General features: G+C 56.9%; 11 protein-coding genes. 8 read left to right on the forward strand and 3 right to left on the reverse strand.

What is annotated here, in order from left to right:
• Positions 1-254 precede the first annotated feature (254 nt).
• A complete protein-coding gene (locus tag VLM75_13940) occupies positions 255-1,889 on the forward strand; it encodes a SpoIIE family protein phosphatase (GenBank protein HSV98017.1) in 1,635 nt (544 codons plus the stop codon).
• On the opposite strand, the gene VLM75_13945 is transcribed toward VLM75_13940, so the two are convergent.
• Positions 1,876-2,691 (reverse strand): hypothetical protein, encoded by an 816-nt coding sequence (locus tag VLM75_13945; protein ID HSV98018.1) that lies wholly within the window; start codon positions 2,689-2,691, stop codon positions 1,876-1,878. The genes VLM75_13940 and VLM75_13945 overlap by 14 nt on opposite strands.
• A gap of 118 nt (positions 2,692-2,809) precedes the next feature.
• Here VLM75_13945 and purM point away from each other — a divergent pair, with 118 nt between their 5' ends.
• From purM to VLM75_13980, 7 genes are all read left to right on the forward strand, one after another.
• The gene (gene purM / locus VLM75_13950; GenBank protein ID HSV98019.1) at positions 2,810-3,844 is read left to right on the forward strand and encodes a phosphoribosylformylglycinamidine cyclo-ligase; all 1,035 of its coding nucleotides are present in this window, start codon (positions 2,810-2,812) and stop codon (positions 3,842-3,844) included.
• Positions 3,845-3,890: 46 nt separating this feature from the next.
• Entirely contained in the window at positions 3,891-4,676 is a 786-nt protein-coding gene (locus tag VLM75_13955) for an alpha/beta fold hydrolase (protein ID HSV98020.1), read from the forward strand.
• A 119-nt stretch (positions 4,677-4,795) separates the two neighbouring features.
• A complete protein-coding gene (locus VLM75_13960) occupies positions 4,796-5,617 on the forward strand; it encodes a DUF2490 domain-containing protein (protein ID HSV98021.1) in 822 nt (273 codons plus the stop codon).
• A gap of 152 nt (positions 5,618-5,769) precedes the next feature.
• Positions 5,770-7,713 carry a hypothetical protein gene (locus VLM75_13965; GenBank protein ID HSV98022.1) on the forward strand — a complete coding sequence of 648 codons (1,944 nt, stop codon included), beginning with the start codon at positions 5,770-5,772 and terminating at the stop codon, positions 7,711-7,713.
• Positions 7,710-8,885, forward strand: a complete 1,176-nt coding sequence (locus VLM75_13970; protein ID HSV98023.1) for a hypothetical protein — start codon at positions 7,710-7,712, stop codon at positions 8,883-8,885. Before VLM75_13965 ends, VLM75_13970 begins: the two co-directional genes overlap by 4 nt.
• A gap of 162 nt (positions 8,886-9,047) precedes the next feature.
• The gene (locus VLM75_13975; GenBank protein HSV98024.1) at positions 9,048-9,809 is read left to right on the forward strand and encodes an AAA family ATPase; all 762 of its coding nucleotides are present in this window, start codon (positions 9,048-9,050) and stop codon (positions 9,807-9,809) included.
• The gene (locus VLM75_13980; protein ID HSV98025.1) at positions 9,802-10,698 is read left to right on the forward strand and encodes a ParB/RepB/Spo0J family partition protein; all 897 of its coding nucleotides are present in this window, start codon (positions 9,802-9,804) and stop codon (positions 10,696-10,698) included. The genes VLM75_13975 and VLM75_13980 overlap by 8 nt, the downstream gene beginning before the upstream one ends.
• A gap of 18 nt (positions 10,699-10,716) precedes the next feature.
• Here VLM75_13980 and VLM75_13985 read toward each other — a convergent pair whose 3' ends face one another.
• Both VLM75_13985 and metG read right to left on the reverse strand, forming a co-directional pair.
• A complete protein-coding gene (locus VLM75_13985; protein HSV98026.1) occupies positions 10,717-11,208 on the reverse strand; it encodes a YfcE family phosphodiesterase in 492 nt (163 codons plus the stop codon).
• Entirely contained in the window at positions 11,205-13,121 is a 1,917-nt protein-coding gene (gene metG, locus VLM75_13990; protein ID HSV98027.1) for a methionine--tRNA ligase, read from the reverse strand. Before metG ends, VLM75_13985 begins: the two co-directional genes overlap by 4 nt.
• Positions 13,122-13,123 lie beyond the last annotated feature (2 nt).

Below are 13,123 nucleotides of genomic sequence, written 5' to 3' on the forward strand. Positions count from 1 at the left end.
AGCACTGAAACCGGCTTAAGTCAAGAAATAAATGTGTGAAGATGAATGCGAAAAATTCTTATTGAAATTTTCAGGGCGCACCTCAAAATAAACCGGCGGCTTGCGGCAATACGGCGAATCGTCGCGGTCTCTGCGGAAACAATGGCGGTTTCACGGGGCCCGGGAATGGAGTTTCCCGCGCCTGCGGAGTGCATGGAGGCATCGATATCAATGGAAGTGGCGGCGGGGAATGAGCCGTAAAGCGATGGCGGGAAATGGCGTTCGCTGAATCCGTCGGCGGAACGGGCAGGCTGAAGGTGCTCGCGCTCGACGACGACGGGCTGGTGCGCAGGGTGCTCGCGGACCTCCTGGCGGAAGAGCACGAATTTCGCGCGGTTGCCACATGCGCCGAATTTAACGAGGTCGTGGTGGGGTTCAACCCGGACGTGCTCCTGCTCGACCTGGTTTTGCCGGATGGAGACGGCTTGGAAATCTGCAGGGAACTCAGGAAAAACGGCCAGTTCGAAAAGCTCTTTATCCTGATGCTGACCGCCTCCCACCAGAAACAGTATATCGAGCAGGGGTACGCTGCCGGCGCCAACGACTATATCCGAAAACCTTTCGTTCCCTTCGAGGTCAAGTCGAAGGTACAGAACTGCAAAAAGATCATCACCTACCAGAGCAAGCTCTATACGGCGTTCAATTATCAGCTTGAGTTTTCAAAGCGTCTTTACCGTCTGAACAGACTCATTCAGTCCAACATCAACGTCGGTGACATCGGCAACCTGATACGCGAATTTGAATCATTCAATGAGATTGTCGATACCGGGTATATCGAGGTCGTACTCATTCAGGAGGGCGCGCCTGCGGTCCTGCTCCGAAAGGAATTCGAAAAAGACCGGGCGTTTCTCGGCTTCGAAAAGATACGCAAAAAGATGAAGCTTTTCGACGAGAAAGATCTTAATATAACCTCGATCAAGATCCGCTCCGGGGACAGGGACCTTTACTGCTGTATCGCGCCGATTGCATGCAACCATTCCGTGTCCGGCTTCCTCGTGCTGCAGCGGGATATCCCGTTAGACGCGGAAGAGCGGAATATGATAACACTGTGTACGGATTTTATGAGCATCATGCTCGAGCGCCTGATCGCGCAGAAGGAGCTCGGACGCCGGTACGAGCTTTACCGTTCGGAAATCGCCAAGGTGCGGACCATACAGGTCTCGTTTCTGCCAGATTTCAAGAAGATCGGGGGGTACGACGTGGCGTCGATCTTTCTGCCGGCGGAGGACATATCGGGCGACTTTTTCGACGGGTTTTTTCTCGACGACGAGGTCTATCAGTTTGTACTGTGCGATGTCTCCGGTCATGGAGTGGCGTCATCGTATATCGGTAACGAAATACGTTCACTTTTCAGGACCTTCTCGCTCCGGAAGTTCTCGCCGGGTTTTATAATCGGGGCGGTAAACGAAATGGTGTTGCGCGATATAGCGGCATTGTACTATTTCGGCACCGTGATCGTCTGCCAGCTCAATGTGCGGACGGGCGAAGTGCTGTTCTCCTCGGGCGGCCATCCTCCGGCGCTATTATGCCGACCTGGTGAGGCGTCGTGTACACTGCTCAATAAAACGGGGCCGCTGGTGGGCTTTTTCGAGAAGGGCGATTTCAAGGACACCGCTTTCGCAATGAAAAGCGGCGACGCGCTGCTTCTCTATACCGACGGCGTTTCCGAAACCTTTTCCGCGGACGGGAAGGAACTTTTCGGAGAGGACCGGCTGGCGCAGGTCTTTCTCGAGAGCGCTTCCCTGTCCTCGCGGGATATCGTGCGAACAATCGCCAGTTCGGTTAATGAGTTCAGCGGATACGGTGTGCAGGAGGACGATATTACGATGATCTGCATTAAAAAGAATTAGGCTGCTTTCTCCGAAAGGCCGAAAGGCGAAAGTCCTCGATAATGGTCTCCGCGGTGTTTTTAACCTCGAAAACCGCCCCATAGCCGGTCAGATTCGAAAAATCCGTCGCCAGTTTCCGTTTATTACGCCCTTCTATGCGGAGCCTGTCGAAGCGGATCGGCGTCTCCCATTCCTGACGGCGCCGCGTCAGCAGCTCATCACAGAAATCGATGATGTCGTGCAGAAGAAAGGCCGATTCCTTGAGGTAATTGTTTTTATCCTTTTCGGCCTCCAGGCCGCCGTTCATGTTTGTGCGCGCGAGCACCATTATATGGTCGAGAATCCGCCGGGAGTGTTTTCTGCCGGTGGGAATCGCGAGAACGGCGAGAGCATCCTCGAGACGGTTGAGGCCGTCGATATGACTCGCTTCATCCAGCAGTACCCGGAGGATGGGCAAACGATGCAGCGCGAAATTCTGCAATGCCCCGTAGAGGTGGACTATCTCGAGGTCGGCGTTTGGATGAAAATAAACGGCCGGGTATTTGCGCACGCGTTCGGCGTTTTGCTCCATGATGTCGTCGACCATCTTCGAGAAGGGCTTTTCGTTTTTCTTTTTTTCGTATTTTTCGCGCGTCTTTTCGAAGTTGGTGATTTCGGCGAGGGCGAAGGCCTCCATGTTCATACCCTTGTCGACGGCCATCGCATGGCGCTGGTTGAAGGCCTCGAGGTTGAACCAGGCCCGGCTGTGTTTTTCGCCGTATTCCCGGTATCTGTCGCGGAGTTTCTTTATCAAAAGCTCGATTTCTTTTGTTGAGAGTGACATTTGACCCGACGGATGAAAAAAAGTGTTTACTCAATTACATGATGCGGATACTTTTCGATTAAAGCAATCATTATATACACCGCCGTCGGCACAACGGCATTCTATGACAGAGGACATGATGGGATTTACCTACAGGGACGCGGGCGTCGACGTCGACGGGGGCAACCGCTTCGTAAGCAGAATAGCGCCGCTGGTGAAGGCGACCTTCAGCGACCGCGTCATCACCGATATCGGCGGATTCGGCGCGCTGTACAGCGGCTCCTTCCCCGGAATGAGTGAGCCGGTGCTGGTTTCCGGAACCGACGGCGTGGGTACCAAGCTCAAGCTCGCCCAGTGGATGAATAAACACGACACGATCGGTATAGATGCGGTGGCGATGTGCGTTAACGATCTTTTAGTCTCGGGCGCCGCGCCGCTTTTCTTTCTGGACTATATCGCCTGCGGCAGGCTCAACGAGGACATTATGGTGCAGGTCGTCGGCGGGATAGCCGAGGGCTGCCGTATCGCCGGTTGCAGCCTGATCGGCGGCGAGACGGCGGAGCATCCCGGGGTTATGCAGCCCGATGATTACGACATCGCGGGATTTGCCGTCGGAGTCGTCGATCGGCCGAAGATCATCGATGGAAAGAAAATTCGGCCCGGCGATGTTATTATCGGGCTTCCCTCCTCGGGCGTTCATTCCAACGGCTTCTCCATGGTGAGAAAGCTCCTCTTCGAGGTAAAAAAATACACCCCCGATTCCAGATTGGCCGACCTCGACGCTCCACTTGGAGAGGCCCTGCTCGAACCCACGCGCATCTACTGCCGCCCCATACTCGACTGTCTCGAACGTGGCGCGAAGATCGTGGGGATGGTGCACATCACCGGGGGCGGTTTTTACGAAAACATCCCGCGCATCCTGCCGGATGGATTCGCCGCGATAATAAACAGGTCGAGTTTTACACCGCCTCCCGTATTCGAGCTGATTCGGCGGGAGGGCCAGGTCGAGGAACGGGAAATGTTCACGACCTTTAACATGGGGATAGGCCTGATGATGATGGCCGGTAAAACCGATGCTGACGGCCTGATCAGAATGTTACGCGACGTAGGTGAAAAGCCCGTGATAATCGGAACGATCGAGAAGCGGACCGGCGGCGCGGTCGTGCTCGTCTGACGGCGCAGGCGGTGGAATGAGGCGTGAGGCGATGGCCCGGAAGGAAATGAACAAAACAACCGCCGTTTCCGGTCCGGCATGCCCGTCTCTCATGAAGGGCGCGGAACCGGTGTTGCGGATGGGCCGGACCGGGCGTGGCGTACTGCTGCTTCACGGCTTCACCGGCACTCCCCACGAGATGAAGTATCTCGGGGCCAGGCTCGCCGACGAGGGATTCACCGTGATGATCCCGCGCCTTCCCGGCCATGGAACGGAACTCGCGGAGATGGTGCGCACCACCGGGCGCGACTGGCTGATCGCCGCGCGCGAGGCCCTGATCGAGCTACGGTCGTACTGCACGGACATCGCCTGTATCGGGCTGTCGATGGGCGGGATTCTCGGCATTTTACTGGCACGCGAGTTTTCCATTAACCGGCTGGTGCTCTTGTCGACTCCGGCCGCTTTACCGGGGCGCGCCGTGTACCTTGCTCCGCTTCTGGCGCCCTTTAAAAAAGTTATCTGGAAAAAGGACGATAAAAAAGGTCTCAACAGCGCCGAGGCGCGCTCGTATCACCTGTGTTATAACGAGGGTATCCCGGTCCGCCAGGCCTGGCACCTGCATCGCCTGATCCGGAAGGCCATGCGCGCGCTGCCTTCCGTGTCCGCCGACGCGCTCATCATCCAGTCGCTTGGCGACGAGTATATTCCTCCGGATTCAATCAACCGCTTGCACGACCGGCTGGGATCGTCGCGCAAGGAAAAGGTCTTCCTCGATATCAGCAACCACGCCGTCACCGTCGATTACGAAAAGGACTATGTCGCCGAGGAGATCATACGCTTTATCGGCTCCTGACCTCTCCGCCGGCGCGCCGGGGTCAAATCTTCCTTAAATTAAGTAAAATAATGTTGACATACATCCACGGATGAAGAATGCTCGGGCTTCCATTTTATTTTTTCCGTGAGGAGACATCTATGTGTAGAAGAACCTGTATCGTACTGCTTGCCGCGCTCATGCTGTTCGCGCTCATCCCGGCCGGCGCGGACGCGAAGGCGCCCTATACCGGAAGGACCTGGGAATACGTAAACGTCACCATGCTTCTTTCCCCCAACTGGGCGTTCATGGTAATGCCGGGCCACCGTTTCGAGTTTTATCGCGGGGCGGACTCGAAATCGAGCGCGAAGGAGACGTTTTTGTGGGAATTTTTCGCAGGTCCCATCTATATCCACAAGTTCGAGAGCTTCACCTTTAAACTGCCGCTGTGGTATTACTATATGGGTTTCCCGGTAGATGGAAATGACGGAAAACCGAAAGTGGCGGGCGAGGATCGGTTCTATTCACATAACATAGAGGTCGTCCCGATTTTCGAATTCAGTGTTGATGCGCTGAAGGTCACCAGCAGAACGATTTTTCACAACAAGGTGTATGCTGATAACAACATCTATGTAACCGAGAACCAGAAAAAGGGATATTCGCTGTTGATCAGGGAGATGATCATGCTCGAATATGCGCTTACTCCGATGTTTTCACTCCTGCTCGGCAATGAGGTATTCGTGGGAGTCAAAGAAGACGGCGGAACAAAGGACCTCGGTCGGATCGGCGAGCCTTTCTACGAGCGGAACGGCTTTTCCGAAAACCGCCTCCACGCGGGCTTCAACGTGAAGTTCAACCCGACGCTGTCGCTCTCACCGCAGTACATATACAATACGACCTACAAACCCGAGTCGGGATACCGGCTGACATCCAGAAATCACTATATAATGCTCACCCTGAACTATGTGCTGAAGCTGTATTAGAGCGTTTTCCCCGCGGGCGCGTTCAATGCGCCCGCGTTTCCCTCCCGCCATATCGCACTTGACATATCCTCCCGGCGCGCGTAGAAATCACACCATGCTCTGTCGTAGCGTTTACGCCGTATTCCGCGAGTGGCACAAGGACGGCCGCATACATGGCTCAGAAAAGCGACGAAATAAAAAAGCTGGAGCGCAGGGCCAAGGCCATGCTCCTCGACAAGGACATCCCTCCCGCGAAGATGGACATCGTGCGTTCGCTCCTCAATAACACTGAAATCGCGTCCTGGGAACGCTACAACACCATCATCTCGCTCATACAAACCTGTCCCGACAAGGCCCCGCCGAAACAGCGCGCGGAGAGGGTGGAGCTCAAACCCCGCAGGCCCCTCAAAAGAACGCAGACCGTGGAGGATGCCGCCGAGAGGCGAAGGGTCGTGGCGCTGGAGCCCGGGGGTGCCTTCGTCAACGCGCTCTTCGGAAAGTATAAAAGCCTCAAGCTGTTCAGGAAACGGTATCTGATCCACGCGCCGAACAAGCTGGGGATAGGTATACGAAAGAGGTTGATCCCTTCCAGGCGCCTGCTGACGGTATTGGGGAGCGTTATAGCGGCGCAGGAGACCATCCTGTCACGACTGCCAACGCTCATGCAGTCCATGCTCGATGATCCGGCGGTCGACGAGCCGATCGTCTTCAATTACCTGCGGCGATTCAGGGACTGGATGATCGCAACACCGCTGGTGCAATATTCGTACGATTCGATAAAATGGATGGACCGGGGCGCCTTCGAGGACGAGCTGAAGGATTTCGTCGTGCCCTTCTTTTCATTTCTCAAACTCCCGGCCGAGACGCGCGAGATGATAATCCTTCAGCTTGAGAACAGGCTGCGGATGACCGACGATCTCCGCAAGGAGGAGACCGCTACGAACGAGTCCGATGCCGCGCGCCGCGAGAAGGAAAAACGCAATCTGGAAAGGGAAAAGCAGATTTACGAATACATGATGCTCTTGAGGTCGTTTTTGCCGGGCGCCGCGCGCTCCGACTCTGCCCTTTCCCAGCAGCTGAGGCAGAGATACGGACTGCAGTCGTACCCGCAGCTGCTTCTGGCGCTGATGGAGGCGCTCGTGTTTCGCCGCGAAATCGATTATCGCGATCTCGACGCCTATTACGGCGTCCGTCCGCCGGTAGTGAGCGCGATCGAGTGGGACTACAGCCTCGACGCGGTGAAAAAGGCGGGGAAGGACCCGGAGTCGAGGAAGCGCCGTCATATAGACTCGCTGAGGCAGCGGCTTGTGCCTTATGAGGTGTTGTATGACCTGCTAAATTTGAAAATAGACGGCCGCGACCTGCTGCTTCGGGCCTTCGAGGAGCAGTGGAGAATGGTGGATCGCCGCCAGCGTGATTTCGAGAATATCCACGATGAGGATTTTATCTCTTTTCTCGACGGATGCGTGAACTACTTCAATAACTGTTTTGTTCCCGTCATCGATGGTTCTGTTATCAGATTTGAAGACCGGACCAGGAACTCCCTCGAAGGGGCCGTGTTCGCTTTGGGGGTTTTCGCCGCCGAGCTTTCGGGACTTTCGCAGGTGCTCAGTGAGATGCATTTTTTTAAGACGAACAATCCGACGCTCGTGCTGGGGAGAGAGGAGGTGCGGCGGATATTCCAGGGGAAGATTCCGTCGATGCAGCACGTCGAGCGCTTCGTAAGCGCCATCGGGCGCCTGTTTTTCGAGATGGGCGTCAGAATGCAGGCCGTTTACGACATGCATCGGCGGTGGGCGGCCGCGGGGGCCGCGGCCGAAATGGATTCGCTCCGTTCGCCGCTCGAGCGGGAAACCCTGGCGGCGGGCGACGACGCCGTCGCTCCGCTGCCTTTTCATGACTGTCGCATAAGCGGCTTCGAAAACGCGCGGGCCCTTTCAAAGACGCTCTCCGGGCGTTATCTGGTCGCCGATTCTCCCGGCGGCGTAATAGAGCACATTGCCGCCTTTTCATACCAGCTTGCCTACGAGTGTCAGAACGAGAATATCCGGGCAGATCTTTCGAGGCGCAAGGAGTTGATGGAGGAGATCCGAGAGCTTGCAGGGAAGGGCTCGTGAGGAGTCTCCGGGTCTTCGCGGTGGTGGTTCTGCTCGCCCTCCCCGCGGTGGCGGCCGGGCCTGTCAAAGTGGCGGTGGTCGCGAGCAGGTACGACAGTGTCGAAAAATGGCTTCAGGCCTGCCGCATACCCTACACCGTCATAAAGTATGCGGACCTGAATGATCCGGACCTTTACATTCGTTACGACGCGTTATTTTTCCCTTCGGGCATGGAACCGCCGCCGGAAACAAGTATAAACATCCTTTCGCGCGGCACCAGTATCCAGGGGGTCACCCTCAGAGAAGGACATTACGAACTTGACCGGAAGGAGCTTGCCCGTAAACTGCGCGCCTTTATCGACGGCGGAGGGAGCGCGTATTTTTCGGGTTATTCGTGGGACATCCTGCACGGCGCCTATGAGGATTTCAGTTTCTTTTACGGCTTCCCCTATATCGGGAGCGCGGGTACGATCGACCTGCGCCTCGAGGACGATCTATTGGGCTTTGTATCCATGCCGCGGTTTTCGGCACATATGCCTTTCTCCGGGTGGGTGGCGGTGAAATCCATCGGCGATGCGGACGTGCTTGCCGGCGGCAGGTTCCAGACCCCCAGGGGGGAGAAGGAGGGGCCGGTTATCGCGCGCCTGAAGCGCAACCGCGGCGAGGCCTACTATACCGGTTATTACGCGGGGGAGATTGGAAACCCGATAATGCGCTTTCTCATAATCCGGGTCGCCTTCAGGCGCCTTCTGACGGCGCTTGAAGCAAGCGCGGGAAGATGGGACCAGACTTCGGGCATTACGCTGGTCGATATGCTTCTACCCGGGGAGACTTCCCGGCGCTATGCGGTCCCGCTCCGGAAGGGCCGTAATACGATTTATTTTGGAAGCGATGCGGGGTTCTTCCAGGCGGATGTCTATTCGGGCGACGAGATTATCGCTTCGCGGCAAACATGGGATAAGGTGTTCTCGCTCGATGTCCGGGCGGCCGGGGAAGGCCCGTACGGCCTGCGGGTCTATCCCGCGGGGAACGGCCGGCACATCCCGTTCGCCATCTCGGTCAAACACGGCCCGCGCCTGATCCCCTATTTCTGGAGGGTGGTCCTTGTCTTTTTGTTCCTTTCGGTGATCACCGCCCTCGTGTTTATCAATCGATTCATGAACCCGCGAAAATATTCGGGGCGGGCGCGATAAAAGAGTTGCATTCATTTTCCACGCGGTTTTTTATACCTGTTCAGCCGTTCGCGATGAAATCAACTCAGGTGAGGCCGTACTTTTTCGGCGGGAAGCTCCCACTCCGGGAGACCGTCCCGGCCGGCCCTACGGATGAAACGGCAGGTTAAGGAAGAAAACCGCATGGGAAGAATTATATCGATTTCCAATCAGAAGGGAGGCGTCGGTAAAACAACCACCACCATCAACCTTTCAGCCTTCCTGGCCGAAAAGGGCAGGCGCGTGCTCATCATCGACATCGACCCCCAGGCGAACGCCGGCTACGGGCTCGGGATAAACGTGGAGGAGGCGGACAACACCCTCTACGAGGTGCTGATCGGCGAGGTGGGAATTCAGCAGGCGATCTACAAGACGGGCATCGAGAACCTGTTCATCATCCCTTCCAATATCCATCTGTCCGGCGCGCAGATGGACCTGCTCGAACTCGAGGGCCGGGAGTATGTATTAAAAAAAGCTGTCGCGCCTATCAAAGACGATTTCGATTTCATCTTCATCGATTGTCCGCCGTCCCTCGGCGTCCTCACGCTCAACAGCCTCATCGCCGCCGATTCGGTGATGATCCCGCTCCAGTGCGAGTATTACGCGCTCGAGGGGCTCAGCCAGCTTTTACGGATCATATCGATGGTGCAGGAAAGCCTGAACCGAAATCTGAAAATAGAGGGCGTGGTGCTCACCATGTACGATTCGCGCACCAACCTCTCGCAGCAGGTGGTATCCGACGTGCGCGAGTTTTTCAAGGATAAGGTGTTCAAGAGCATCGTGCCGCGGAACGTCCGACTCTCCGAGGCCCCATCGTTCGGGAAGCCCATAGGCATGTACGACCGGCATTGCATCGGCAGCGAACGCTACGAGGCTCTGGCGGAAGAGGTGTTGAATAATGCCTAAGAAGGTGCTGGGCAAGGGACTGGGCGCGATCATTTCGAGCTCGCCGACGCCCGTAGATTCGATGGAATTTGCGATAACCGAGGCAAAGGACCGGATAGTGGAGCTCGAGCTCGGCGCCATCCGGCCCAACCCGGACCAGCCCAGGACCCATTTTAACGAAGGGGAGCTCGAAGGCCTCGCCGAATCGATCAGGAACGTGGGGCTGATACAGCCCATCGTCGTGCGGCGCGACGGGGAGAGCTACTACATCGTGGCCGGCGAGCGGCGTCTGCGCGCGTCGAAGCTCGCCGGCCTGCAGAAGATTAAAAGCATCGTAATCCGCGCGAACGAGGAGGAAAACCTCACGCTCGCGCTCATCGAGAACATCCAGCGCACGGACCTCGACCCGATTGAGGAGGCGAAGGCCTACCGCCTGCTCATCACCCGCTTCCGCCTCAAACAGCAGGACGTCGCCCAGCGCGTGGGCAAGGACCGCGCCACCGTCGCCAACCTCATGCGCCTTCTCTACCTGCCCGAGCAGATACAGCGCGCGGTCTCCGAGGGAAGAATAAGCGTGGGCCACGCGAAGGTGCTCCTGGCGCTTCCTCCGGAACGGCAGAACGCTCTCTTCAACGAGATCCTCGACAAGGGCTGTTCGGTGCGAATGCTCGAGAAGATGGTGGAGTCCGGGAAAGACGAGGATGGAATGGCCGGGAAAGGGGGCGCCGCGAAAAAGTCCGGATCGAGGGACACCGCCCATATTCGGAAGATGGAAGAGATGCTCGTTTCCTTTCTCGGCACCAAGGTCGAGATACGTCATTCGGGCGGAAAGGGGCGTATCGAAATAAGCTACTATTCCCTGGACGATTTCGAACGGATCATCGAAATTTTGCGCAAAGGGCGCTCCTAAAACGCAGCACTGTGCCCGTCAGTCGACCTCTATCTTTATCTTTTCAACCCTGTCTGTTTCCGTGTCCAGCACCGACACCGTCCGCTCGTCCTCGCGGTAAATCGAACCGGGATTGATGACGCGCGTTTTATTCGAAACGTAGTTCTCGAATATATGGGTATGCCCCTTGATTATGTAATCGTAGGCGCCCGAGGACACCGCTTTACGGAAGGAGGGGATGTCGTTTCCGTGACAGAGCAGTATGCGTTTGTCGCCCGCGGTGAAGTCGCAGCAGTCATTCACGCAGCCAAAGCCCAGATTGCGCGCCTTGTCGTTGATGGCCTCGGCGTCGAGGTCGCAGTTGCCAAGCACGAACCGGCAGGGAACATCCTTGAAGAGCTCCATTATTTTGGGCGAGGTGAGGTCACCCGCGTGTACCACGAGGTCGACTCCGCGGGCCTTGAAAACGGTGACGGCCTTTTCGACCATGGCGACGTCGTTGTGGGTGTCGGAGATGATGCCGATTTTCACGACAGCTTCGCCCCGACGGGGATGTCGCCGCTCACCTCGACCAGGACGGGCCGGTCTTTTTTGTCCTTTCTGGCGGCAAGAAGCATTCCGTGCGAGGTTCGCTTGAAAAGACTGGCCGGCTTGAGGTTGGCGACGAGTAGAATCTTTTTTCCCACAAGATATTCCGGTTTGTAATGCAGCGCCAGTCCGGCGATGATGGTACGCGTATCGGCCCCTGAATCCACGCGCAGCTCCAGGAGTTTATCCGATCCCTCGACAACCGAGGCCTCGATGATTTGGGCTACGCGGATGTCCACCTTCGCGAACTCGCTTATGTCGATCAGCCCGTCGCCGGAGGCCGCTTCGGCGGAGGGCTTCGGAGAGGGCTGTCCGGCATTCGGCTTTTCCTTTTCGATGCGCGGGTAGAGCACGCCCATCTCCCCGAGAGGCGTTCCGGTCGCGAGCGCATCGAGCGAGGATATGCGGTCCAGACCGGTGTTGCCCGGAAGGCCGAGCGCCGTAAGTATCACCGGCGCCGTGCGGTTGAGCACGGGCGAAAGTACCACGGCGACGCCCGCGATAGATTCGAGAAGGTTGCGCATCGTCGAAGAAAGTTCCGCCGTTTTGTTTTCCTTCGCGAGCTGCCAGGGCTTGTGTTCGTCGATATACCTGTTGAGACAGCGGATGAACTCCCAGAGCTTTTCGATCGCCACGCTGAACTGGAAGGAGTCGACATGCGCAGTATAGGCGGCGACGGCCTCGTTGAATTTCGTAAGGAGCGCCTCGCGTCCGGCGCTTCGGGCCGTATCGAGAGCGGGAATGTTGCCGTTGAAGAATTTCCGGACCATGTCGAACGAGCGCTTGACGAGGTTCCCCAGATCGTTGGCAAGATCGTAGTTGATACGGTTGACGATGGCCTCCTCGCTGAAGCGCGCGTCGGAGCCGAAGTTCATCTCGCGCAGGAAAAAGTAGCGGATCTGGTCGTTGCCGAAACGGTCGATGAGCTCGAGCGGGCGAACGACATTGCCGAGGCTCTTGGACATCTTGGCATCCTCCATGTTCCAGTAGCCGTGAACGTTCAGGTGGAGGAACGGCTCGATGCCCGCGGCCTTCAGCATGGTGGGCCAGAAGATGCCGTGGGGCTTGACGATGTCCTTGGCGATGAGGTGGTGCGCGACGGGCCAGTAGCGCCTGAACTTCGCGTCGTCGGGAAAGCCGATCGCGCTGATATAATTGATGAGCGCGTCGAACCAGACATAGGTAACGAACTTGTCGTCGAACGGGAGGGTTATCCCCCACTGAAGCCGCGTTTTCGGTCGGGAGATACAGAGGTCCTCGAGCGCCTCCCCTTCGAGCATTGCGAGCACCTCATTACGATAGCGCTCGGGACGGATGAAATCGGGATGCGATTTGATATAATCGACAAGCCATCCCTGGTATTTGCTCATCTTGAAAAAATAATTGCTCTCCTCGATGTATTCAAGCGGCTTGTTGTGGTCCGGACATCTGCCGTCGACCATGTCCTTCCCGGTGAAGAAGCGCTCGCAGCCGTAGCAGTAGTGGCCGCCATAGCTGGCGAAATAGATGTCGCCGGCATCGTACACCTTTTGCAGAACGGCCTGAACCACTTTCCGGTGCCGCTCCTCGGTGGTGCGGATGAAGTCGTCGAAGCCGAGGTCCATCTTTTGCCAGGTGTCGCGGAAAAGCGAGCTGATGCGGTCGGAGTATTCCTTCGGTTGTGCTCCGGCCTCGGCGGCGGCCTTGACGATCTTGTCGCCGTGCTCGTCGGTGCCGGTAAGGAAGTAGGACTCGTATCCCATCAGTGTATAGTGCCGTTTGAGAAAGTCGGCGAGGATGGTGGTGTAGGCGTGGCCCATGTGCGGTTCGGCATTGACATAGTAGATGGGGGTCGTAACGTAGAATCGCTTGTCCATCG

This window comes from Spirochaetota bacterium, assembly GCA_035477215.1.
Taxonomy (GTDB): domain Bacteria; phylum Spirochaetota; class UBA4802; order UBA4802; family UBA5368; genus MVZN01.